Origin of the sequence: Marinobacter sp. LV10MA510-1, from assembly GCF_002563885.1 — a bacterium.
In the GTDB taxonomy this organism is placed as follows: domain Bacteria; phylum Pseudomonadota; class Gammaproteobacteria; order Pseudomonadales; family Oleiphilaceae; genus Marinobacter.
Map to the genome: position 1 here is coordinate 1,411,310 of NZ_PDJA01000001.1, position 24,611 is coordinate 1,435,920.

Annotated in this window: 15 protein-coding genes and 4 pseudogenes; 3 read left to right on the forward strand and 16 right to left on the reverse strand. The window is 57.5% G+C overall.

What is annotated here, in order from left to right; genetic code table 11:
- Positions 1–10 precede the first annotated feature (10 nt).
- From galE to ATI45_RS23285, 5 genes and pseudogenes are all read right to left on the reverse strand, one after another.
- Positions 11–1,000: a UDP-glucose 4-epimerase GalE gene (galE, locus tag ATI45_RS06785; protein ID WP_098421676.1), complete on the reverse strand. Its 990-nt coding sequence runs from the start codon at positions 998–1,000 to the stop codon at positions 11–13.
- Between the two features lie 55 nt (positions 1,001–1,055).
- Positions 1,056–2,399, reverse strand: coding sequence for an RNA-guided endonuclease IscB (iscB, locus tag ATI45_RS06790; RefSeq protein ID WP_098418822.1), 1,344 nt, complete (start codon positions 2,397–2,399; stop codon positions 1,056–1,058).
- A gap of 295 nt (positions 2,400–2,694) precedes the next feature.
- A complete protein-coding gene (tadA, locus tag ATI45_RS06795; RefSeq protein WP_098418823.1) occupies positions 2,695–3,186 on the reverse strand; it encodes a tRNA adenosine(34) deaminase TadA in 492 nt (163 codons plus the stop codon).
- Between the two features lie 251 nt (positions 3,187–3,437).
- Positions 3,438–3,680, reverse strand: a complete 243-nt coding sequence (locus tag ATI45_RS23025; protein ID WP_179888390.1) for a hypothetical protein — start codon at positions 3,678–3,680, stop codon at positions 3,438–3,440.
- 40 nt (positions 3,681–3,720) lie between these two features.
- Positions 3,721–3,959, reverse strand: a pseudogene (locus ATI45_RS23285) (protein-L-isoaspartate O-methyltransferase family protein); the annotation flags it as partial.
- A 292-nt stretch (positions 3,960–4,251) separates the two neighbouring features.
- Here ATI45_RS23285 and ATI45_RS06810 point away from each other — a divergent pair.
- Genes ATI45_RS06810 through ATI45_RS06820 form a run of 3 tightly spaced genes read left to right on the forward strand, consistent with a single transcriptional unit; the run spans position 4,252 to position 5,562 of the window.
- On the forward strand, positions 4,252–4,464 hold the full coding sequence (locus ATI45_RS06810; protein WP_228706230.1) for a lipid A-modifier LpxR family protein: 213 nt from the start codon (positions 4,252–4,254) through the stop codon (positions 4,462–4,464).
- A 54-nt stretch (positions 4,465–4,518) separates the two neighbouring features.
- Positions 4,519–4,968 (forward strand): cytochrome c, encoded by a 450-nt coding sequence (locus ATI45_RS06815; protein WP_098418825.1) that lies wholly within the window; start codon positions 4,519–4,521, stop codon positions 4,966–4,968.
- 36 nt (positions 4,969–5,004) lie between these two features.
- Positions 5,005–5,562 carry a cytochrome c gene (locus ATI45_RS06820; RefSeq protein ID WP_098418826.1) on the forward strand — a complete coding sequence of 186 codons (558 nt, stop codon included), beginning with the start codon at positions 5,005–5,007 and terminating at the stop codon, positions 5,560–5,562.
- A gap of 76 nt (positions 5,563–5,638) precedes the next feature.
- Here ATI45_RS06820 and ATI45_RS06825 read toward each other — a convergent pair whose 3' ends face one another.
- The 11 genes and pseudogenes from ATI45_RS06825 to ATI45_RS06870 all read right to left on the reverse strand — a co-directional run bounded on the left by ATI45_RS06825 (position 5,639) and on the right by ATI45_RS06870 (position 24,561).
- Positions 5,639–6,763 (reverse strand): ABC transporter permease, encoded by a 1,125-nt coding sequence (locus ATI45_RS06825; protein ID WP_098418827.1) that lies wholly within the window; start codon positions 6,761–6,763, stop codon positions 5,639–5,641.
- 2 nt (positions 6,764–6,765) lie between these two features.
- Positions 6,766–7,779 (reverse strand): ABC transporter permease, encoded by a 1,014-nt coding sequence (locus ATI45_RS23290; protein ID WP_416376587.1) that lies wholly within the window; start codon positions 7,777–7,779, stop codon positions 6,766–6,768.
- An 8-nt stretch (positions 7,780–7,787) separates the two neighbouring features.
- Positions 7,788–8,687 (reverse strand): annotated as a pseudogene (locus ATI45_RS23295) (ATP-binding cassette domain-containing protein); the annotation flags it as partial.
- On the reverse strand, positions 8,684–9,436 hold the full coding sequence (locus tag ATI45_RS06835; RefSeq protein WP_218926127.1) for an HlyD family secretion protein: 753 nt from the start codon (positions 9,434–9,436) through the stop codon (positions 8,684–8,686). The pseudogene ATI45_RS23295 and the gene ATI45_RS06835, both read right to left, overlap by 4 nt.
- Positions 9,437–9,489: 53 nt before the next feature.
- Positions 9,490–9,666: a biotin/lipoyl-binding protein gene (locus ATI45_RS22400; protein ID WP_218926128.1), complete on the reverse strand. Its 177-nt coding sequence runs from the start codon at positions 9,664–9,666 to the stop codon at positions 9,490–9,492.
- Positions 9,667–9,755: 89 nt separating this feature from the next.
- Positions 9,756–10,376, reverse strand: coding sequence for a TetR/AcrR family transcriptional regulator (locus ATI45_RS06840; RefSeq protein WP_098418828.1), 621 nt, complete (start codon positions 10,374–10,376; stop codon positions 9,756–9,758).
- A 26-nt stretch (positions 10,377–10,402) separates the two neighbouring features.
- Positions 10,403–13,504, reverse strand: a complete 3,102-nt coding sequence (locus tag ATI45_RS06845; RefSeq protein WP_098418829.1) for an efflux RND transporter permease subunit — start codon at positions 13,502–13,504, stop codon at positions 10,403–10,405.
- The gene (locus ATI45_RS06850) at positions 13,501–14,868 is read right to left on the reverse strand and encodes an efflux RND transporter periplasmic adaptor subunit (protein WP_098418830.1); all 1,368 of its coding nucleotides are present in this window, start codon (positions 14,866–14,868) and stop codon (positions 13,501–13,503) included. The genes ATI45_RS06845 and ATI45_RS06850 overlap by 4 nt, the downstream gene beginning before the upstream one ends.
- Positions 14,869–15,048: 180 nt before the next feature.
- Positions 15,049–15,180 (reverse strand): annotated as a pseudogene (locus tag ATI45_RS06855) (murein L,D-transpeptidase catalytic domain-containing protein); the annotation flags it as partial.
- Between the two features lie 181 nt (positions 15,181–15,361).
- Positions 15,362–15,970, reverse strand: a pseudogene (locus ATI45_RS22625) (protein-L-isoaspartate O-methyltransferase family protein).
- Entirely contained in the window at positions 15,967–24,561 is an 8,595-nt protein-coding gene (locus tag ATI45_RS06870) for a GH36-type glycosyl hydrolase domain-containing protein (protein WP_098418833.1), read from the reverse strand. The pseudogene ATI45_RS22625 and the gene ATI45_RS06870 overlap by 4 nt, the downstream one beginning before the upstream one ends.
- Between the last annotated feature and the right edge of the window lie 50 nt (positions 24,562–24,611).

Consider the following 24,611-nt stretch of genomic DNA (forward strand, 5'->3'; position numbering starts at 1 on the left):
GGGCCCGGTTCTATTGCTCGCGCTTGCGCGTTTGCCAGATGCCTTCCCACGCCAGCGCGGTGCCCACAATGATGTCCAGATCGTCGTAGTCTGGCTGCCAGCCCAGGGTGTGTTTGATCAGCTGGTTATCGGCCATCAGCGCCGCGGGGTCACCCGCACGGCGGCCACTGCGCTGAACCGGGAAGTCTACACCAGAGAGACGTTTGACCACGCTGATGACTTCATCAACGGTAAAACCGCGGCCGTAGCCGCAGTTCATCACCTGGGACTGACCACCACGGGCCATGTAGTCCAGCGCCATCACGTGGGCCTTGGCCAGGTCTTCCACATGAATATAATCACGCACGCAGGTACCATCGCGGGTGTCGTAGTCGGTGCCGAATACACTCATACCTTCGCGCTGGCCGGTAGCACATTCGCAGGCGACTTTGATCAGGTGGGTGGCTTCCGGCGTGGCCTGGCCCAGCAGGCCATCGGGGTTGGCACCGGCAACGTTGAAGTAGCGCAAAATAACGTAATTCAGGGACGATGCCGCGGCCAGGTCCATAATCATCCGCTCGCTCATCATTTTAGAGGCGCCGTACGGATTGATGGGCACTAACGGCAGATCTTCGGTGAGCACGGTCTGCTCTGGCGTGCCGTAGACGGCAGCGGTAGACGAAAACACCATGTAAGGAATTTGGTAACGATCAACCGCCTGCAATAAATTCAAGGTGTTGCGTGTATTGTTGGCGTAGTACTTCAGGGGATTGCTGACCGATTCCGGCACTACAATGTTGGCTGCAAAGTGCAGCACCGCTTCAAACTGATGCTGGCTGAATACGGCGTCAATGGCCTCCGGGTCTGCCAGATCACCCACCACCAGTTCGCCGGCGGTGACGGCCCAGCGATAGCCGGTGGAAAGATTGTCGAACACCACAATGTCATGGCCGGCCGCAGCCAGCTGGCGCACTACGTGGCTGCCAATGTAGCCGGCACCGCCGGTAACGAGAACTTTCATCATTTTGCGCGGGATACCCCGTCCTTCAGGGCGGGGAGGGATAGCGCGTCGTGCGTCAGCGCGACTCGTTTTCCCTGTCTCCCTCCTCCTTTCGTTGGTTGGGTTGGATGTGATAGCCGTAGCCATCCGCTCGCTGGGTTAAAACACAATGGCGATGAGATATTCCTTGAATAGCACCACTACTTGTCTGAATATTGAAGCTGCCGGTTTTACGAACCGCCACACGACCCTGCCAGGTGCCGGCTTTCGTGCCTGCTGGCACCACGGCGCGCACCATATCTCCGGTTTGAAACCCCTGTACTTGCTTCTGTCGCATCAGATATCCACGAGGGAAACCGTGCTTTGTTAAGCGTGTGCGTTTATAACTGCCGCGCCCGGTGGCTTTGATCGCCAAGGTTGGAACGTCCCAACCTTCTACGATCTCGACTTCTCCGACGCAAGCCGCATCCAGCGCGTGAGTCTTAGGAATGTTCAGTCGCCGACGATTGAACTTGGTGCGGCCGCCGGTACCTACTTCAACCGGCAGGCCCGTCTGCTTCAGTGTCTGATGCAATGCCCACCGGGTGGAGTTGACCGCTGAGGCGTCTCTTAAAGGCTTTTTGCACTGTTTGAGGATGCGATCCAGCTTGGCCTGGTGGTTCTTTAGCCGCTTGGATGTGGCAAAGAATGAAACCAAGGATTTCCGGTCCTTTTCCTGATTGCAGGGCCGGCACGCCAGCGTCAGGTTGCTGATGCGGTTCGAGCCACCGTTGGCTTTTGGGTCGATATGCTCAATTTGAAGCGGCGTATCGGTATCAGCGCAATAGGCGCATTCGCGGCCCCACTTTTCCAGTAGGTATTCGCGGATCTCGTAGCCGAGCAAGGTGCCTTGCTGGTATTCGACACCGCTGACTTCCGGGTTTTCCATCTTTTGCGTATCGAATCGAACCAGCTCCTGGCTGATAGACACAACCGGCACCAGAGATCGAAGCCGATTCACCAAGCTCCGGGTGGTATCGACCCGATGCTGGAGACTCGGGGCCAGCCAGCCTTTCGGCTTGGTTCGATTCAGAAATCTGGGTGCCCGGTACCGCAGCTGGTTGCGACGCCGGCGGCGAAACGCCCTGCGTTGGTCCAAAGACTTGCTGATCTGGCGGCCGCGATGGACTAATTCCATTAACGCCAGAACGTGTTGCTTCTGGCCGTTTTCTCGAACCACCGCGATCCCGGTGGCCTTGCTGCCGGGGTCAATCTTGATTCGTAACGGCTGTGTGACGTCACCGGTACGGTTTTTCAGCCGGATTGTAAACGGATACGCACGCACCACCACGGCTCGCCTACGGCTGAGCAGAAGCCGTGCGCGCCTTTCGGTGCACGGCATAAGGGGGTGTTTGCGTTTGTCTAATACAAAGACCGACATCGTTTTCCTTTCAATGAATGCCCTTACGGGCCTTGTGACGGAGGCCGAAGCCTCTCTCCCCTCGGGAATGTCTATCACCGGCTCCCGCTTGCGCGGCAACTGAAACCTTCGGCGCTTTGCCTTTCGCCAGCGTGATCCCGGTCTTCCAGAGCGCCGAACTGAGGAAGCATTCGGCGGTGAGTCTTAGCGACCTGTGATAAACGTAGCGGGTTGGTTACCGCTTTCCCTGGTCAACCTGGCCTGCAGGGTGTTCTCTACAAGCCCCGTCCTTTAGGGCGGGGTAGTTGACGTCCATTTACTCCGTTTTGGCTGACTGGCGCCTGAGTTCGCGCCGACGGCTGAAAAAGTCACTGATAATACGGCTGCAAGGCTCTGCCAACAAACCGCCACGGGTTTCAACACGCCAGTTAAGGTGAGGTTCGTCAAAGGTACGCCGGGCCGATTCCACCGCGCCGGCTTTGGGTTCGGTAGCGCCATACACCACTCGGCTGATGCGGCTGTGAACAATTGCGCCCACGCACATGGTGCAAGGTTCCAGTGTAACGTAAAGCGTGGCGCCGCTTAACCGATAATTTTTCAGGTAGGCCGCGGCCTGGCGCAAGGCGCAGATTTCAGCGTGGGCGGTAGGGTCGCAGCTGCTGATTGGCTTGTTAAAACCCGCACCCACTTCCTGGCCGTCAACCACCACGACCGCCCCTACCGGCACCTCGCCCAGGGCGGCGGCCTGCGCCGCCAGCGCAAGAGCTCGGGCCATCCAGTAATTGTCGTCTTTATCTAACTCAGGCATAGCGACGGCTCTGCTGACAGGTGCATGCGGGTGCTTTTAACTCAGTTCAAGGCGAGTTGACCCTCGTTGCGGTTACAGCTCAGGCAAAGTGCCCAGCAAAAGCTGACTGCAAAAAAATCTACGAAGAACCATGGGGGCAGGAAGTTCGTAGGCATCCAGAAAACCCGTTTTATATAGGATAGTATTATAACCACAGGTTTCGTAATGGAAAGGCTTTACCAACACCACACGGGAGAAGGCGATGACGGCACTCAGGAAATAAGAGGCACGAAACGAAAGCCAGGGAAATCGCTCTGCTCAATGCTGCCATCCTCGCGCTTAAAAATCACAACCATGTTGTTCTGGATGGGAATCACCATGATACCGCCGGGATTCAGCTGTTGGGTCAGTTCGGAAGGAAGTTCTTCTGCGGCGGCAGATACCAGGATTTTGTCGAACGTCTGCCCTGGAATACCGAGAGCCTCGCCAGCTATCCTGCAGCTTGATGTTGGCAAAGTGATATTTTTCGAGGTTGCTACGGGCCAGGTCCAGAAGCTCCGGAACGAGCTCAACCCCTGTCACAAAACCCGACTTGGCCGTTTGAGCCAGTAGCGCCGTACTCCAGTCCGAACCGCAACCGATATCCAGAATACGGTCGTCCTCTTTAAGCTCCAGCAACTCCAGCATAAAGCGACAGTGTAGGGCTGGGAAATCGTTTGCCCTGCCCCGATGGCAAGGGGATGATCCTCATAGGCCTCATTGAGATATTTCATTGCACGTTTTAGACTCTCCATATAAGATAGCAATTGATTACTATCTTATATGGAGAGTTATCGTAGCCAATCGCCTAAAGAACTTCCCGCCGAGGCACGTCGGCCCATTACCGTCGAGTCTGTGATTCAGCTCGCCGCTTGCCAAGCGGGTTGTGCATACCCTGACTCAGCGCTACGGCGAGCGTCTGATTACTCTCCAAATTTCTGGGGTATGGCGGGCGATGTGGCACATGTCTGTGAGGAGTATCGCTATGCCCAAGAACGCCGGAGGTCTCGATAGTGCTGCACGCATTGTCGCCGGCTTGGCGCTAGCGTGCACAATGTTTTGCCCAGCCCCCAGCCGCGCAGTCACCGTGTCAGCCGGCGACCATGGGTCGCCCAGGCGGCAGTCGGCATCAGCAGCCAGTGGCTTGTTTCTGGGCATGGCGTCCGGCTGGCACTGATGCGGGTCTGGCGAACCCGCGAGTTTGACGAGCAACTCAGTGGTCATGCCTTTGGTTCGGTCGCATTGAGTTTTGAAATTTAAATGACGTAACAGCCTTTGATCAGCAACCCCCCATCCAACGATAAAGGAACACAAATGAGCAGATCAAAATGCCTTTCAGCCCCCGCCATTGCCATAGCTATGGTATTACTCGTCACTGCTGCAACTCTGCGCGCTGAGCCTGCCGAACCCTTGGCTTTGCAGGGTGTAATGCAGCAACTCGGACGTGATATGCAAACGGTTACAGGTGCAATTGCCACGGAAGACTGGGGTACTGTGGCCGAACTTGCACCCAAAATTGCTCGTCATGCCGAGCCACCAATAGCGGAAAAGTTGCGCATCCTAAGCTGGATTGGTAGCGATGCCGGTAAGTTTCGTGGATTCGATGGTGAGGTGCACGATGCGGCAACTGCGATGGAGGAAGCTGCAATGCGCGGCGACGGCCAAGATGTTATTAGTGCATTTTCCGAGGTGCAGCTAAGCTGTCTGGGGTGTCACCAGAATTTCCGTGAGCCGTTCATTAAGCATTTTTATGGGCGACGCTGAAGAAAACAACGCAACCGTAGAGCAAGGAGTACAAGTATGAGTAAACGTGTGATAGCGAGCAGCTACACCATGATGAGCGCCTCATTACGTAGTCGTGGACGACGATTTCGAACCGTCGCAGCGGCTGCCCTCCTGGGGAGCCTGGCACTGAACGGAGCCGTTGTTGCTGCGGAGCCGGTGGGGCCCGATCTGACTGAGAAGCTGCGTGGACTGCTGGCAAAGGAGATGATCGAGATAGAGACGGCGATGAAGGCGACCTACAGCGCCATCATCCAGGGCAGGCACCACGAGGTGGAGCAGAAAGGGCAGGCCATCCACGACAGCTTCATCCTCGCGCAGTCTCTGACCAAGCAAGATCGCCAGGATCTAAAGACGGCGGTGCCCGAGGAGTTCCTGAAGATGGATACGCACTTCCACCAGCTAGCAGCAGCACTGGCTGAGGCGGGGAAACAGCAGAATACTCAGGCCCAGGCCGAAACCTTCAACCGCATGACCGAATCCTGCGTGGCTTGCCACAGTCAGTATGTGACAGATCGATTTGACGGACTGAAGGAGCAGTCGGTTCCTCAAGCGTGGGGTCACGCCACTGAATAGTTTCCTTGAACGCCGAGCGCGGTTGTTTTGAGCCGCGCATCGGTATGCACAAAGACTACGACTGGTCACCTTCCAACTAGCTGGAAAGGCTCATGGACCTGCGAAACAGCGCCAGGCTGGCTCCGAAGAAGGCGATTCCCAGCCCCGCCATCATCGACAACTCGAACCATACGGTATCCGGACCTGCGCCACGGAACACCACGGCCTTGGCAAACGCGAGAAAGTGTCGCGAAGGCAGCGCCAGCGTCAGGCGCTGGACAATATCAGGCTGGCTTTCGATCGCGCCCATACCGCCAGAAAGCATAATGATCGGGATAATCACCATGATCACCAGCAGAGCGAACTGGGCCATGCTGCGCGCCATTGTGCCCAGGAACATTCCGATGGCAGCGGCGGCGGCAAGATACACGGTCGTGCCCGCCAGCAACAGCGGCACAGACCCGGCCACAGGCACTTTCAGAATCTGCTGGACGACAAAAACAAGCGACAAGGTGAACGCCCCCAATACCACCACAACGTTGGCCAGTACCTTGGAAAGTGCGATTTCGAACGGCGTGAGCGGCATGACCATCAGATGCTCGATGGTGCCCTGCTCGCGCTCACGCAGCATCGCCGCACCTGTCAGCGCGATGGTGAGCAGCGATAACTGATTGAGCAACGACGAGACTGCTTTAAACCACACTGGATTGCCGTTGGGGTTAAATGCCCGGCGCAACTCAAGCTGTACCGAGGGTTCCGGGGCCTCAGGACTGCCCGACAGGAATTCCCGGCTTTCGGATATCAGAATATTGGTAATGTAATCGGTGCCGAGCTCCGCCTGCGAGACGGCCGTTGCGTCTACCTCAAGCTGGGCTGCAGGCATCAGGCCGGCGATCACGTCGGCCTCAAATCCCGGCGGGAAGCTGAGGACAAACATGATTCGCCCGGCGTCCATCTCGGCTGCCACCTGATCCGATGAAATCACAATGGGCGGCTGAAACCAGGGTGGCTCCAAAGCATCCCTCACTTGCCGAGTAAGCGACGAATGATCTTCATCGACAATGGCGATCGCCGCATTGTAGACCGTATCACCCGCTCCGCTGGCCTCCAGAATAACGGCTACCACAAACGACCACAGGATCAGGATAACCATCACCGGGTCGCCAAGAACACTTTTCAATTCCTTACCCGCGAGCCAGAAAATATTGGCGAGACGCTTCATACTTACTTCTCCTGCTTACGCAGCGCCAGCACGGCCAATCCTGTCAGAACAGGGCCAAAAGCGGCGAGACGCAAGAGATGACCAGACAGATCCGAAAATCCCAGCCCCTTAGTAAAGGTGCCAACGCTGACTCCCATGTACCAGGTTGTTGGCCAAAAAGTGCCGACCACCTGTGCCGCACCCTCCAGCGAGGAAACCGGGGTAATCATTCCGGAAAACTGCAGGGTTGGCATGACTGACAAAATGGCCGCCGCAAAAACAGCCGTTACCTGGGTTTTGGCAATCATGGATACCAACAGGCCGTACCCCGTTGCGGCGACGGCGTATAACAACGCTCCAAAAACCAGCGTGAGAGGTGCGCCCTTCAGCGGAACTCCAAGAACCGTTACCAGCAGCGCCGTCAGGATCACAAAATTCAAAAGCGTGATAACAATATAGACCAACTGTTTACCAATCAGGAATTCGGCACGGCTGGTGGGCGTTACGTAAAAATTGGTGATTGTTCCTATCTCTTTTTCGCGGGCCACACTGACCGCCATCAGGATCGCCGGGAACAGCAGCAGCAGCAGCGGCGGAATTGACGGGCCAATCGCCGGCAGGCTTTCCATAGCCGGGTTGTAGTGAAAGCGTGGGATCAAGGTCGCCGGCGGAGCCGCATCCGGTGATCGGGGTATCGTCAAATCGGTCAGCGCCAATGCCGATTTCGCGTCAACACCCACGACATGGGCATGAGCGTTCATAACATAGCTTTCCACGGTGCCGGCCCGGTTGGTATCTGCGCCGTCGATCAGCGCAGCAATCTCGGTTATCTCAGCCCCTCGCACCGATCTTCCAAATTCAGGCGGTATCTGGATAGCAAGCGCCAGTTCGCCGCTTTTGAGCCGTTGTTCGAGTTCTTCGATATTGCTGATGGCTGATCGCCTCAGAAACCATTCCGACTCCTCAAACCCCGAAATATAGGCACGGCTTTCGGGACTCCGGTCCTGATCGAAAGCGGCAAAGGGAATGTTGCGCACTTCCTGCGAGTCAGCATTTTCATGGTGGTGGTTTTGCCGCAGCCATTCGACCCCAGAAAACCGAAAATCTCACCGCGGGCAATCTCGAAACTGACGGAGTCCACGGCGGTGAAATCGCCGAATCGCTTGGTCAGGTTGTGCGCCCTGATGGCCGGGCGCTCATTCTCCCCGCCCGCTAAAACCGGAGCACGTGAAGCATGCTGATGCGCAGGGATCGATTCAGATTCACAACCCAGTAATGCTACATACGCGGCTTCCACTGTGCTGATTGCTGTCTGAGCAAGTAATTCATTGGGGTTACCGGAGGCCAGGACGCGTCCGTTGTTCATGGCGACAAGATGCCCAAAACGTGCGGCCTCTTCCATATAGGCAGTAGAGACGAGAACACTCATCTGTGGCCGATCGGCGCGGATGGTATCGATCAGATCCCAGAACTGACTTCGTGACAGCGGATCCACACCGGTTGTCGGTTCGTCCAGCAACAGGAAATCCGGATCGTGAATCAGCGCAGCGCAAAGCCCCAACTTCTGTTTCATCCCACCCGATAGCTTGCCCGCTGGCCGATTCATGAATGAGTCCAGACCCGTTGCCTGGGTCAGCTGGACAATTCGCGCCTTGCGCTCAGATTTGTTCAGTCCAAACAGCTTGCCGAAGAAATCGAGATTCTCCTGCAAGGTAAGATCGTGATAAAGATTGCGCCCCAGCCCTTGGGGCATGAAGGCAATTCGACTCCCTGCATCGGCCTGGTGGCATTTTTTCGACATATCGCCGTCCGGTCCGATCGAGCCAACCATGTGCCCGTCGGGCAGGTCCAGAGTGACGTCATTGAGCGCACAGACCTTGCCGTAGCGATGACTCACATTAGCAACGCGTGCAACCAATGTTGTCAAACTGTCGGCGGCATTCATTTTTCAGATTCCTCAGATACCTCATCGGCTGACGTAGAGGGCCCGGCTGGCCCAGGCAGAACTTTAGCTACCGGTGGCGTCAGCCCCTCTGGCCAGTCAGGCAAGGTTCCGTCCGAACCAGACAGCCGAACCCAGGCAACGCCGCGCACTCCGGTTTTTACCTGTGCGAGTCTTGCTGCAACCATCTCCGGGGGAATGCGCACACGAATGCGGAACATGAGGCTCTCGCGCTCCTCCAGAGTCTCAACCTGTTTTGGTGTGAACTGGGCCTGGGGCGCAACGAAACTGACAACCGCCGGTATCGCCATATCGGGCATGATATCCGCCACAATCCGCGCTTCATCACCCAACTGCACTTTTGGTGCGGCATTGGCAGGCAAGAAAAACTCCATATAAACGTCACCAAGGCTGACCAGCGTCAGCACCTTGCCACCGCTGCCCAGGACTTCACCGGGTTGGGCAAGACGATAGAGCACGCGCCCCGCTTGCGTTGCATAAAGCGTGCTGTCGGCAATGCGAGCCTCAATTTCCTGCAAAGCGGCTTCTTCCGCATCAACAACCCGCTGTTTCGCAACCACTTCGGCATGCCCTGCGACCAGAACGGACTCGGCGACTTTGGCTTCCATCCGCCGAATATCCAATTCCTCGCGGGTTACGACGCCCCGTTTGCTCAAGGTTTCCGCACGGGCCAGATTACTCTCCGACAAGGCAAGTTTGGCTTTGGCCTGAGTAACACCAACGTTCGCCACAGCTACAGCTGCCTCTGCGCTTGCCACAGCAGCCTGTGCCCGTCTTTGTTGCGCTACCAGTTGGTCGTATCCATCACTGCCAGCACGTCGCCAGGCCGCACCAGATCACCTTCACGTACGGCGATGTCCGAAACCCGGGCTGCCAGACGCGTCGAAACGTCAACCAGGTCGGCTTCAATCCGACCATTACCACGGGCGAAACCGTCAGGTGGCGTGTTATCCGGCGCCAACAGCACCTTCTAGATGGCGTAGCCCAGGAATGCCACCAGAACGGCCAGAACAAGAACAGTGGAAATTTTGCGCGACATAACTATTCACCTCATTTTTCCAGATCTGCGCAGATAATTCCGCGCCGGTAAATGGCAAACACACGCGGAGCATCAAGACGCATCTGCTCCATGTCGCCAGCGATCAGTGACTGCATGATCAACCCCTGGATGGTGCCGATAAACAACGTGGCAGCAGCCTGATTATCAAGCTCGGAGGGAAGTTCATCGCGCGATTTTGCCGTCTCAAAAAGCACATCCAGGCGCTCCGCGTACTGTTTCAGCAGCGCGTGTACCAGGCGCTTCGCCGGCGTCGATTTGGCCCCCTGAAGCTCACCGAACAGCATACGGGGAGCCCCCGGATGCTCAGACACAAAAGCGATATGAGCCAGGAACATGGCCTCCATGGCTTCAAGGGGTGATTCAACCCCTTCTGCAGCTTTCTCGATCCGAGACATCAGACGCTCGGAAACCCATTTCATGACCGCCTGCCATATCGCTTCTTTATTCGGGAAATGCCGGAAGAGTGCTCCCTGGGTCAGCTTCATGTGTTTGGCGATGGCCGCCGTTGTTATATCGCCCGGGTTCGTCGAAGCAGCGAGGTCAATCACCGCCTCAACGGTGACGTTGCGACGCTCCTCAGCCGGAAGGTTCTTTTGTCTGGTCTTATCCATTACGCCCTCTCTCTAAACGTTAAAAACTATTCGGCCTTGGCAGGCTCCTCTCGAGTCCAGCCCCAGTCATCAAACAATACGTATACCGCCGGAATCATCACCAGCACCAGCACGGTCGTGGCCAACAAGCCGAACACGACGGAAATCACCAGAGGCTTGATGGCCGCTGACTGCACGCTGGTTTCTGCCAGCAGGGGCAACAATCCGGCGATAGTCGTGGTAGAGGTAATGAGGATGGCGCGAAGCCTGTCGCGACTGGCCTGCCCTGCAGCTACGACTGCGCTCATGCCCTTGCTGCGATTTTCCTTGATGAACTGAACCAGCAGGATGGAATCGTTCACCACAATGCCCGCCAGAGACGCGGCACCGATCATTGATGGCATGGAAATGTACCAGCCCAGCAGAACATGCCCCCAAAGCGCGCCGACAAAGGCCAATGGAATTGCCAGCATGACGATTAACGGCTCCGCATAACTACGAAACTGGAAGGACAGGATCACAAATATCCCCAACAGACCAATCACCAGCCCGCGCGCGATCGAGCCGCCGGTTTCTGCCGAGCGGGCCACCTGGCCTTCAAAGCTGACCTCGACAGCCGGGTGGCGCTGCTCAAACCCCACCACCCAACTGGCTTTCATATCGTTAACAATGGCTTGCGCGCTGGCCTGCCGCGCATCCACATTAGCCTGAACCGTGACGGTGCGCTGGCCGCCAACGCGGGTGATCATGGCCCAGTCGCGCCGGTCGTGCATGTCTGCCACAACGTCCAACGGCATCTGACGCCCATCGGGCAGCAGAATGGTCTGGTCGGCAAGATCGTCCAGGCTGGACCTGTCGCGTTCAGCCTGGCGCACCAGGATGTCCACATCGCGCTGGTCTATGCGCTGCGTATCAGCAATCTCCCCAAGAAAGGCCGCACGCAACTGGGATGCGACCATTTCCGCCGTTAATCCGGATGCCAGGGCGCCGTCTGCCAGTGTGAAGGTTCGCTGCGGTTTACCGGGGCGCAGATCGTCGATGATGTTATATACCGCCTCATAACCCATAAGATGATCGCTCGCATCAAGCGCCGCCGCTTTCAGTTCGTCCAGATCCTCCCCCTGCAGACGCACTTCGATAGGTATGCCCGCCGGGCCGAAGCCCGGTTCCTGAATAATCAGACTTGAAAGCCCCGGGATATCACCTATCTGTTTGCGCCAGGCAACCGTCAACTCATCTAGGGTCATGGTCCGGCGCTCGGCACTCAACAGATCGACCATTACCGTTGCGACGTGGGCGCCCGACTCCTGTGCACTGGGGTTGTAATTGAAGCGTACCTGAATGGCGTCGACCAAGGGGGACTCATCGGGCTGTTCCGGCGTAAGAACATCATTGAGATGCCACATAGCGTCTGCAATCTGCGCCGCGGCCACCTCTGTGCGCGCCAGCGGAGTTCCTTGGGGCAGCAGAAGCCGGGCCTCTAACGTATCGCCGTCGAGATCGGGCATGGCTTCTGTGCTGACATGGCCACCTGCCATAAAGCCCGCCGTGCCCAGCAATATCAGCAACACTCCTCCTAACACGGCATAACGCCAACTCACTGCCCTGTCTGCGAGCCTGCCAACGCTTTCCTGAAACACGCCAAAATACCGGTCAAAAGCTGTGCGAAAACGGGATTGGGTGCCTGCCTGCAACGACGGAACACTGCCCTTGAGGTGATGCGGCAGGATCCAGAGTGCTTCTATAAGGCTCGCGAACAAGGCTGCAATCAACACCACCGGCAACACTTCAAGCACGGCACCCAACTCGCCGGCAAGAAACGCCAGCGGAGCAAACACCCACACGGTTGTTAGGAAAGACGAAACAACTCCCGGCAACACCTGTCGAGTGCCCTCTACTACGGCGTCTAAGGGCGATGCGCCGTTCCGGGCCTGGACGGCGATGTTATCGGCTATCACAACCACATCGTCCATGACGAGACCGATCGCCATCAACAGTGCCACCAGGGTGATCATATTCAACGACAGGCCAGTCAGGCTCATCACAAAAAAGGCGCCCATAAACGCAACGGGTAAGCCGAGCACGGCCCAAAGCGCGAGACGCGGGCGAAAGAACAGGCCCATTACCACGATCAGCACCGCCAGCCCTGCTATGCCGTTGCTTACCAGCATTTCCAACCGATCGCGGACGATGCTGGTCATATTCTGCGTCAGAGTCAGCTGCAGTGGCCCGTCGACACTCTGGCGCTCAGCGTCTATTAATACTGTCAGCTCCTCCAGCACATTCAACGAGTCATCACGAAGCGTCTTGCTAACTTCCAGCACTACCGCGCGCTGGTTATTGAAATAGATCTGCGCCTCGGGTTGCTCGCCGGTTTCCCGCAGCGTTGCGATCTGGCCGAGGGTAAGCTCGCCTCCGCCGCTGCCCGAAACCACCACCAGATCCGCAAGCTCCTGCAGGCTGCGCCGCTGGTCGGTAAAACGCAGCAAAATATCGCGATCCGGAGTTTCCAGGGTACCCAGCGGCACATCGATGCTCTGCTGTCTGAGCCGCAACGCCAGATCGCCGGCGGACAATCCATACTGGGCCAGCACAGCCCGCGGTACCTCGACCTGCCACTGGCGCTGGGAAAGCCCCTGCAGAGTTACCTGGGCCACGCCCGGCAGCGCCATGATGCGTTCTTCCAGTTGCAACGCGTAGTTTTCAAGCTGGTTCGGTGCCATGTCGCCATAGACTGCAACGGCCGCCACCAGATCACTGCGGTGCAGCTCCCGCACCACTGGTCTTTCAGCCCGCGCCGGCAGGTCGGTAAGCGCGTTGACCTCGGTGTCGATATCGCTCAGAAAGCGGATGGAGTCGCCGGCAGCCTGCATGGTGACCGTAGCGCGGGCCAGATTGTCCTGCGCAACACACTCTATTTCGTCAAGGTAATCAACGCCCTTAACGGCATCGTACAAACGGCGACAGACCGCATCCTCCACATCAGCGGCACTGGCGCCGCGATAGACGACATCGATACTGACCTCAACAGGACGATAATCAGGAAAGGTTTCGCGCTTCAAGTTTGGTGCCGCAAATAAACCCGCCGCCAACAGCAGTATCAGCAGCAGGTTAGCCGCTGTCGGATGGCCTGCAAACCAGCGGATCATTGCTCAGCACCCAGCGCAAGTTGTTTCAGGTGTTCTTCAAAATCCGGGTCACGATGTGGCGCAACTTTCATACCTGTGACGGCCGGCACAGGATCATCCGTTATCAGCAGTTCGCCGGCCACCAACCCATCTTCAATCACCGCCAGGCCGTTCTGTTCGAAAGCTACCGTCACCGGGCGCCGTTGCAGAAGGCTATCCTCCCCCAGCAGGTAAACCTCGCCCTGATGCACCGCCGAAGAAGGCACCGCCAGCAAAGACTGAGGGCTGTCGGCGGCAAACCTGACCTGCACGTGCATATCACGCTGAAACGCTGGGCGCTCAGGCACGCTTGCAAGACTGTAGGGCTGATCCACCGTAACGACCACCCGCCCACTGCGTGTGCCGGGATCCAGACCACTGGTCACCCTGCTAACGCTTGCCGGCCAGCGCACAGCCGGGAAACCTGTCAGCTCTACCTCGCTGCGTATAGCCGCAAAATCAAACCGTTCGGTGATATCCAGTGCGACTGGCTGCGAATCAACCGGTATCGACACGGCTGTCATGAGCCTGCGTAACATGGTCAGTGGCACCTGCGCTTCAACTTCAGCCTGTTCAACACGGTCGGCAAGAAACAGAGGTTGCCCGAGAGCGGCGTACTGATGCTCTTCCACGTCGACAGTGCGAACGCGAAGATCGTATGGAGCGATAAAACGGGTGTCCTCAAGATCCTGGCGACCCTGCTCCAGGCGCGTCCTGGAGCGTTGAATCTGTGCATCAAGATACTGCTGCTCCGACGGCAACAGCGAGAGCTGGTTATCCAGCGACTGTACAAGCTGGCGCTGCGCCAGGGTGGTACGGCGCTGCTCATCAAGTCGCGACCGGGACACGGCACCGGTTTCGAGGAGCCTCTCGATGCGGTTGAGCTCGCCTTCGGACAACTGCAGCCGTTCATTTTCCAGCTGTAACAGGTGGCGGGTGTTCGATGCTTCTGCTTCAAGCTGAGCCTGCTCGGCTGCCAGGGAGGCCAGCTCGGCTTCTGTCTCTGCAATCGCCAACTGGTAACGCCCCGGGTCCAGCGTCAGCAGCAATGTGCCTGCCGGCAGTAACGTACCACTGTTGAGTTGCGGGTGACGCTGAACAACGCGCCCGGCGACGTTTGCCACAGCCTGCCAGGTTTGTACCGGACGAGTAATGCCTAAACCCCGCGCCGTCAGAACAAACGGCATTGACTGCACTTCAATCACCGTCATGTGCAGAGGTCGGGAATTTACTTCACTGTGGGCCGGCCTTTCGCGCAAAAAAATGAGAAGCGCAACAAGTAGTATGCCGCCCACCAGGCCGACTAACGCCAACACCTTTCTATTACTGAACTGCCGCAGAGCCATTGGATTTTCTCTTGTGAAAATTATTCGACAGAAACATAGTAATTAGTTACTACCTTTTCTGCAACCAATGGACTCATTTGTGTTTCAAAAGGTCGAGACAACTATGGGTTAATAATGCAGATCAGTTCAGAGCAAACTGACCGTCGTTGGGTTACAGCGCAGAAACTCCGAGCTTGCCAACTACTCCGAGTCCGGATAATAGGTAAACAAATACTGGTTGTTTTTCAGGCTGTCAATCAATGGTCCGGTGACTTTCTGGCGAACCGCCGGGCAACCATGGCTGCGGCCGAGGCGACCGGTCTTTTCAATAAAGCTTTTGCTGGGTACTTTGCCTGTGGTTAAGCAAGATCATGCAGTAACGGGGAACTTAATACCCATACGCATTATAGCCATAGGCACCATAATGGAAAGGTTTTGCCAGGAGCACAGGAGAAAGATGGCGTCAGTTTACAGGGTGGCGATCTGCTGAGGGCACTTGACCAGACTTTGGCGCTCAGTAAATAAGTGGCACGAAACGAAAACCTGAGAAATCATTCTGTTGAATGCTGCCGTCCTCGCGCTTACGGATCACGACCATATCGTTCTGAATGGGGATCACCATGATGCCGCCGGGACCGAGTTACCGGACCAGTTCGGTAGGGAGCTCTTCTGCGACGGCGGATACCAGTATTTTATCGAACGTCTGCCCCGGAATGCCAAGAGCATCGCCAGCGATCTGAAACCTGACGTTGGCAAAATGGTATTTTTTGAGGTTGCTACAGGCAAGATCGAGCAGTTCGGGAACGTGCTCAATTCTTGTCACAAAACCCGATCGGGCCGTTTGGGCCAGAAGAGCCGTGCTCCATCCCGAGCCACAGCCGATGTCCAGAACACAGTCGCTTTCTTTAATCTCCAGAAGCTCCAGCATAAAAGCGACGGTGTAAGGCTGGGAGATCGTCTAGCCGGCACCGATGGCAAGAGGATGATCCTCATAGGCTTCATCCTGCAAGTTGGGGCGAACAAAGTCCTTGCGGTCAACAGCATTGAAGCTATCGACAAGCAGCGGAGACTTGAGTATCCCGCGCTGCTGCAGATAACGAGAGAGTTCGTAATGACTGTTCATAGTTTCGTCCTGAAGGTGTTCACATCAGGGCTGGGCTGGCCCAACTCCACTTCGACATAATGTTCCTGATGGTCGTCCACTAGCGGGATCGTGCCCTGCGCGGAATGTTCGCCGCCGCACCTGACGTTGATGTGGTAGACGGTCTCGCGATAACGATAATGGATCGTGTACGCATCCCAATGAGTCGGTACGCAGGGTGCAATGATCAGGTGATCCTTTTCCAGTTTCAGACCCAGCAGACTTTCCAGCGCCAGCCGATACATCCAGCCCGCCGCCCCGGTGTACCAGGTCCAACCGCCCCGGCCCGTATGCGGCGGCGCGCCGTAGACATCCGCGCACATAACGTAGGGTTCGACCTTGTAGAGCTGCATGGAATCCGGCTCACTGCTGTGATTGATCGGGTTCAGCATGGTGAAAAGCTCCCAGGCACGCTCCCGGTCACCCAGCTTGGCGAATGCCATCGTGGCCCAAATCGCGGCATGAGTATACTGGCCGCCGTTTTCGCGCACACCGGGAACGTAGCCCTTGATATAGCCGGGCTCAAGGGCTGATTTATCGAAGGGTGGATCGAGCAGCTGGATCAATTGGGCATCCCGGCGCACCAACCGTCGGTCAACCGCATCCATCGCCTTACGAGCACGTTGGGGATCGCCACCGCCCGATATGACCGCCCAACTCTGGCTAATCGAATCAATCTGGCATTCGTCGTTTTCGGATGAGCCCAGGGGCGTGCCATCATCAAACCAGGCGCGGCGGTACCAGTCGCCGTCCCAAGCATTGGCCTCGATGTGTCCCACGAGCTGTGCGGCCTGAGTGCTGCACAACTCGGCGAAGGCTGTGTCGCCCTGCTCATTCGCAAGACGGGCAAACTGCTGCAGATTCTCGTATAGAAACCAAGCCAGCCACACACTCTCACCCTTGCCGTGCAGGCCGACCAGGTTCATGCCATCGTTCCAGTCGCCACAGCCCATCAGCGGTAACTGATGGGTACCGAAACGCAGCCCGTTCCTGATGGCACGCACACAGTGCTCGTAGAGGCTGGCCGATTCTGCCGAACGCTGGGGCTGATCGTAATAGGCCTCTTCGTACGGATACAACTCACGGCCCTCCACGAAGTGCACCGTCTCGTCGAGAACGCCAGTATCGCCGGTCGCCAGCACATAACGGCAAGCGACATAAGGCAGCCAAAGATAGTCATCGGAAAAATGCGTGCGCACACCTTGCCCCCTGGGCGGGTGCCACCAGTGTTGTACATCGCCCTGGATAAACTGGCGCCCGGCGCAGCGGATCAACTGCTCACGGGCAAGCCAAGGTGTGGCATGGATCAGCGCCAGAGTATCCTGCAACTGATCACGGAACCCGTAGGCGCCCCCAGACTGATAATAGCCACTCCTGCCCCAGAGCCGGCATGACAGCGTCTGGTAAAGCAGCCAGCCGTTGACCAGCACGTCCATCGCTGGGTCCGGTGTTTCCACCTGCACCGCACCCAAGGTATGGTTCCAGTATTCCTCGACCGACGCCAAAGCTCGCCGGGCACCTGCCGGCCTAATGAAGCGCTGTATGAAGTGCTGTGCTTCATCCGTGTTGCTGGCCGCGCCGAACACGAACACAACTTCACGCTCCTGCCCGTCGGCCAACTCAATTTGCGTTTGCAGCGCGGCGCAGGGGTCCAGCCCCGCACCGACCCTGCCCGACAGGCGCGTGCGGTGCAGCGCTGCCGGACTGGCCAGGGAACCGTTGCGACCGATGAACTCACTACGATTGCCCGTCAGTGTATGTACGTGCTCGCCGACTCCGTCATGGTTGACGTGGGCGAAGACGACTCGATTGGCGCACTCACGACCATAGGCGTTGCGTGCAAACAGCGCACCGCTATGCGGGTCTTTCTCGGTTACGATGTGCATCAGATTGGCGTGGCGCGACTCACCGAGCACCAGTTCCCAGTATCCGGTAAGAGATACACGACGCGGTCGGCCGGAATGGTTGCGCAGTTTGACGACTAGGAACTTCACCGGTGCGTCCATGGCAACGTAGGTGAACAGTTCCGAGTAGATACCGGCTTCGTCGTGCTCGAATACGCTGTAGCCAAACCCGTGCCGGCACACATAGCCTGAACCGGTCTGGTTGATGGTTGGCGCGGGCAATGGCGTTGGCGACCAGAACACACCGGTGTCCTCATCCCGGATATACAGCGCTTCGCCGCTGCTGTCGCTCAACGGATCATTGTGCCAGGTGGTCAGACGGAATTCGTGGGCGTTCTCCACCCAGGTATAGGAACCACCGCTCTCACTAACGACTGTGCCGATGTGCGGGCTGGCGATAACATTGACCCAAGGCGCCGGCGTGGTCTGGCCCGGCTCGAGGGTAATGACGTATTCACGCCCGTCAGGCGTAAATCCGCCCAGGCCATTGCAGAATATGCGCTCGCGAGCTGGCAGAGCATGCTTACGTTCCGTTGTCGGCTCAACAACGGTTTGCGCCAAAGGCAACGGACGATCCGGCACACGCTCCACCAGCGCACGGCGCCCAACCTGCTCAGCCAGGGTCTCAGCGGTATCCGTGATGACGACACGTGCGACCGTCATGAACAGAACACGATCCTCTTCGGATAGCTCATCCGCTCGCCGTACAAAGACTCCGCCCGGTTTGTGGGCGATCTCCGCCTCCGGGCCAATGTTGATCAGGCCTATGATCTGATCGTGCAAAACGGCTCGGTAACCCGAAAAATCTTCATTCAGAATCACCAGATCCGCACGCAGGCCCTTCATCCGCCAATAGGCATGGGCTCGCAACATCTGTTTGACCAAATCAATGCGGTTAAGATCTCCGATGCGCAGCAGAACGATCGGCAGATCACCCGAGATAGAAAAGCGCCATAGTCCGGACTGTCCCAGTTGATTACGAGCAATGACGCTAGGCGTTGAGCGGCGTAACGCATTTGCGTAGATTACCGAACTGGCCAGCCGGGCATAAACCTGCGCATCGGCTTCCGTCGTGTTGATAAGATGCAGAACTTCCTGGCTTTGGCACCAGGCCATTTCAAAGGCGCGTTCGATGAAATGCTTGTCGCAGTATTTCTCAAGCAGCGCCAGGGCCGCTTCTCGCGTGTCTGCGACACCGGAGATGAACTGTACAGTGGCGGGTTCGTAAGGCTCCAGCGTGAGTGTACTGCGGATTGCCACGATGGGATCAAGCACCGGACCAGCCGTATTTGACAACCGCTGCGTCTCGTCAATGGTCAATCTCCTATTCCCGGGAGACGATTTTTTACGGCTATCCAGCTTCAAGGGATTGGCGGCGGTTCGGCCCCGCCCGATGAATCGGCTGCGATCGGTCTCGTACGACGGCGCGTCGGCATTCGCGCCGGATGCCGCGAACAGGTGGAACATCCAGGGCGTATGTTCACCCGGTGTGCGTGGCCGCCGTGTGCAGAGGATTGCTTGTCGGTCTGGCAAAATTTCGGTCTGCACGAACAAATTACTGAAAGCCCGATGGGCAAGATCGGCGTTCAGAGGCGCCAACACAACCTCAGCGTAACTCGTCAGCTCAATGTGGCGGATTCTGGACGACTGATTGGTAAGAGTGACCCGGCGGATCTCGACGTCGTCTTCGGGCGATACGCTGATTTCGGTGTGGGCGTCGATCGCCTCATCACGGCGTCGATATTCAGCACGCGCCTGGACAAATATCGCCTCGTAATGATCGGCTTTGCGCAGAGTAGGCTGATGCGCCGTTGACCAGTAACGCCCCGTGTCACGATCGCGCAGGTAAATGAAGGTGCCCCAGTTATCGGCCGTGGCGTCCTCGCGCCAGCGGGTTACTGCAAGATCATGCCAACGGCTGTATCCACCGCCGGCATGGGTCGCCATAACATGGTATGTGCCGTTGGATAACAGATGGACTTCAGGCAGAGGTGTATTCAGATCGGTGAAGACTCGCATTATCGCGTCATCTTCCGCTGCGGAAGGGCGAGCGGCAGCACTGACTTCCGAAGCATGTGGCTGCAAGGTGGCACCCTGCTTCGGCACCCGTTCCTGCAGCAATAACTGCGTCGCCCGCGCCAGTGGGTCAGACATAAAACGGCGCTGCATAGGCTGATCGAGCAATAGATGCTCGAAGGCCAGCAGGCTCATGCCCTGATGATGCGCCATAAAAGTACGCACGACGGCATGCTGCTTGCCCCGCGGTACCCGCGAAGGCGTGTAATCGATCGCTTCGTAGAATCCGTAGGTGCCAAGAAAGCCGTTCCCCGCCAATATCTGCAGATTGCGACAGGCCTCCAGCGGCATCACCATCAGCGCCAACGCACTGGCGTAGGGCGCAATGACCAAATCGTCCCCAAGCCCACGTTTGAGACCCATTCCGGGTACGCCGAACGCCCGATACTGATAAACCTGGTGCATATCCGTGGCGTTATAACAGGACTCCGAGATGCCCCAGGGCACGGCACGCTGCCGGCCATATTCGATCTGGCGCGACACCGCAGACTTGCAGGTCTGATCCAGTAACGTGTTCTGATAACTCGGCATGATCAACTGCGGCATTAGGTACTCAAACATTGAGCCGCTCCACGAGATCAGGCTCACGTCGCCACCATGGATGGTCAACAAACGCCCAAGTGCGAACCAGTGTTTCTGTGGCACCTGGCCCTGGGCGATGAGCAGAAAACTGGCCAGCCGGGCCTCGGACGCCAGCAGGTCGTAGCACGCTGGGTCGCGACGTCGTTCGCCCACATCGTAGCCAATCGTCAACAGGCTGCGGGCGGCATCGTAGAGGAACTCAAAATCCATCACGGCCAGTTCGCGGCATCGATCTGCAAGATCATCAATACGTCGGAGGCGTTCCACCGCGCCCTTGTAACCTGAATGCCCTGCCCTGGCCAGGGCCGACAGTGTCGGGATGGTATCGAAAAGCCCGGGTTCCGGAGCCATACCGCGAAGATCGCCTTGTAACGCAAGGGACTGTTGGTCGAAAGCCCGTGCCCAGTAATAGAGTTCACCATCACTATCGGTATCGCGCGGCAACCAGGCAATCACCCCCCCTTCAATACGATGAAGCTCATCCAACGCGCTGTCAGCGGCAACCAGTGTGTGGAGTTGTCCATCGAGAGTGAGCGCGTGCAGGGTGTCCTGAAGAAGCCTGATCTTGTCTGCAAGCTCTTGGCAAAGTGTCACCGGTGCGTGTTCTGCAAGCACCTGCAGGGTATCCTGTAACCCGTGAAACGCATTCGCCGCCAGTATCGGCGCGTCTTTCATCTCGGCCAGCCCCGCCTGCAACGTGAGCAGGCTGCCGGCCAGGTTACCGCTGTCCACCGACGACACATAGTGTGGTCGCAGCGGTTGCAGGGTGCGGGTGTCGTACCAGTTATAGAAGTGGCCACGGTAGCGCTCCAGCCTTTCCATTGCCGTCAGCGTGTTCTCGATCAGGCGCAGGCATTCACCGGCGTGAATGTACCCGAAATCGTACGCCGCCAGATCGGCCAGCAGCGCCATACCCATATTGGTGGGCGAGGTACGGAAGGCAATGGCCGGCTCGGGATATTCCTGAAAGTTATCGGGGGGCAGCCAGTTGTCCAGCGGAGAGACGAAGTCTGCAAAAAAACGCCAAGTGCGGCGGGCCGACGTGCGCAGGAAAACCCGCTGCTCAATCGTCAACTTCGGCTCTGGCGTCAGTAGTGGCGTACTGATCCACCAGCCGACGATGGGCGACAGCAGCCACAGCAACAAGGTGGGCGCCCAAACCATCCACTCAGCCGAACGGGTTTGCCATAGGGCAATAGCCAGCAGCACCGACAAGATCGGCGCGACCCACATTTCTCTTAAAAAACCGCTCAGTGTTTTGCGCGCATTGCGAATCCCATAGGATCTTAGCTGCCAAAGCAGCAAACCCCGTTGAGTAAACAGCATGCGTATACCCGAGCGCAGGATCGCATCCAGGCAAATCTGCGCTTCGTAGGGCAGCATAATCCAGGCAAGCAGGGTTACTGTGAGCGGACGAAGCGCGGATTGGCTGGCCAGAATCAGATGCTGCCGCCAGCTAAGCTCTTCAGGCTTACGGATGAATTGAATCAGAATCCCCAAGAGCGTCGGCACAAATACTAGGCCGGCGGCCAGCAATAACCAGAACCACGCAGGTCCCGGCCCCAGTAGCCAGCCGCCCGCCAGCAAAATCAGCAGCGCCGGAGAGACAAGACTGCGGCGCAGATTGTCGACGATTTTCCACCTCGACAAGGCGGATAGCGGGTTTGGCTGCCGCTTTATTCCCGGCCCGGGTACCCGAGGCCACAACCAACCGGTAAGCTGCCAATCGCCGCGCATCCAACGATGCCGCCGACTGGTCTCCTGAGCGTAACTGGCCGGATGCTCTTCAATAAGGTCAACATCTGTTACCAATGCTGAACGCGCGTAGCCGCCTTCCAGCAGGTCATGACTTAGAATGAGATTGTCCGGAAATCGACCATCGACGGCCTGGCGAAACGCATCCACATCGTAGATACCTTTACCGATGAACGACCCCTCTGCGAAGATATCCTGATAGACGTCCGATATTTCGCGGGTGTAGGGATCGATACCCGCTTCGCCCGCGAACAGTTTGGTAAATCGTGACTGGCCAGCACTGGTAAGGCTGATCGAGGCGCGCGGCTGCAGAATCGCGTAACCCTCGACGACGCGCCCCTTGCCCGCATCGTAGACCGGCCGATTGAGCGGATGCGCCATATTACCGACCAGTTTGCGTGCGGCGTCGCGCGGCAGTTGGGTGTCAGTATCCAGAGTAATGACGTACTTGATCGAGCCCAGGATGGATGGATCACCGATTGTTTTCGAAAATGCCGCTTGCCCCTCCCCCCGCAGCAACGCATTGAACTGCTCCAGTTTGCCGCGTTTACGTTCATGCCCCATCCATACCCGCTCAACGGCGTTCCACACTCGAGGCCGATGAAACATATAAAAAATGCATGGACGATCGTCGTTGTAGGTCGCGTTGAGCGTATCGATTGCAACACGCGCGTATTCAAGCAGCGATTCATCCTCGGGCAAGGTGCATGTGGACGCGTCACGGAAATCCGTCAGCAGGGCAAAGAACAAATTGCGATCACGATTGCCGAGATAACGGATCTCCAGTGCCTCGAGCAGATCATCAATTTCCTGCGTTCGGTCGAGCAACGTGGGGACCACCACCATAGTGCGTTCGCTATCTGGTATGCCTTTGGAAAAATCCAGACGTGGCAACGCTCGCGGCGGCAGGAACATCGTTACCACTCGGTTTACCAGAGACACGGCCAACGCCGAGCCACCGATCAAGCCCATGGCAGCGAATAACCAATAGCGCCAGTCCCCCGGTACACATCCGCCAAAAGGAAACTGCGCCAGCACTGTCGTCACGGCGGTAAGCAGCAGAATCGAACTGGCATACAGCAAGAGGCGGTGACGCCGGCACGCCCGTCTGACCCGCGTTTTCCGAGACAAACAGCAGCCGACAGACTGTTCCAGACAGTGACGACCCCGATCAATCAGATAGTAGCCGACATGGGCGCTTCGATCGTCCGGACCGAGTCGTTTCACAGCCTTATGAGAGAGGGCAATGGCTTCGCGTGCCACTTCCCACTCTCGGCGGGGGCTAACTCTCGCGATGTCCTCAATAACATGCCGATAGCGATCGCGGGTGGCGAAATCCTGGTGAACGTATGTGTCTGCCGGATCTTCTCGCAAACTCTTTTCGACAGCGCTGAGTGACTCGACGAAATCCTTCCAGTCCGTTGCACCGATTAAGCGCAGACTGCCGATGCTGTTGGCGATGGATACCTGGTTGGCTGCGGCTGTTCGGCTGGCGGCTTGTGACAACTGGATTGCAGTCACGCCTTGTTCGTGCAGCTTTTGTTCGACCCATGCCTGCACAAAAGCCATCGTGGACCCCTGCACCTGGAGCCTTGCGTAAAACTCCTCCACAAAGGGAGCCGTCAGCGGCACACCCGCACTGGCAAACTCGGCCAGCAAATGAACCAGCCGCCCGGGTTCGTTTTCAGCTGTCGTGAGCATGCGATCCGCCCAGGTGATGGCGGCATCGAGATCTTCGCGTCGACGCGCTATACGCACCGCCACACGGCGCAGGTTTTCCAGCAGCGCCAACTGCAACATAATCGGGAACGCCCACAACTCGCCGAGTTGCAGCGGTTCAGCGGTCTGGTAGGCGACGACGAACTGGGTGGTGTTGTCGATATCGACGCGACCGTCCATGTGCGAAATCAGTTCCAGGGCCAGATCATAGATGCGCGGAAAACCGGCAGACGAGCCCACCGCCAGCCGCGGCAATTGCCGGCTGTAGCCACGAGGAAGGTGCCGGCGAGCCAGGTTGATCTGCTGTTCGATGAGATAGAAATTGTCGAGCAGCCAGGCTTCCGACGGGACAATTCTATGTCCGGGCATGACGGCGGCGGTTACTACGTCGTAAGCCACCAACAACACGCGCGCGTTGTCCGCCAGTCGTGGCAGCAGTCTGTCGGGCCCCGGACGCGGATCGATTCCATGCTGTGCGGCCAGCGTAACCGCGTGGCATTTGAGTTGCTCGATACTGAATAGTTCCGCACGTAACAACTCCGTATCCCGGCCATTGAACGGAAGGTTCGGCGTGCGTGCGCTAAATC

Coding starts and splice junctions, on each gene's coding strand:
- ATI45_RS06825 (WP_098418827.1), bottom strand. CDS start 6,763: ATGAAGCGTCTCGCCAATATTTTCTGGCTCGCGGGTAAGGAATTGAAA.
- ATI45_RS06815 (WP_098418825.1), top strand. CDS start 4,519: ATGAGCAGATCAAAATGCCTTTCAGCCCCCGCCATTGCCATAGCTATG.
- ATI45_RS06840 (WP_098418828.1), bottom strand. CDS start 10,376: ATGGATAAGACCAGACAAAAGAACCTTCCGGCTGAGGAGCGTCGCAAC.
- ATI45_RS06845 (WP_098418829.1), bottom strand. CDS start 13,504: ATGATCCGCTGGTTTGCAGGCCATCCGACAGCGGCTAACCTGCTGCTG.
- iscB (WP_098418822.1), bottom strand. CDS start 2,399: ATGTCGGTCTTTGTATTAGACAAACGCAAACACCCCCTTATGCCGTGC.
- tadA (WP_098418823.1), bottom strand. CDS start 3,186: ATGCCTGAGTTAGATAAAGACGACAATTACTGGATGGCCCGAGCTCTT.
- galE (WP_098421676.1), bottom strand. CDS start 1,000: ATGAAAGTTCTCGTTACCGGCGGTGCCGGCTACATTGGCAGCCACGTA.
- ATI45_RS06850 (WP_098418830.1), bottom strand. CDS start 14,868: ATGGCTCTGCGGCAGTTCAGTAATAGAAAGGTGTTGGCGTTAGTCGGC.
- ATI45_RS06820 (WP_098418826.1), top strand. CDS start 5,005: ATGAGTAAACGTGTGATAGCGAGCAGCTACACCATGATGAGCGCCTCA.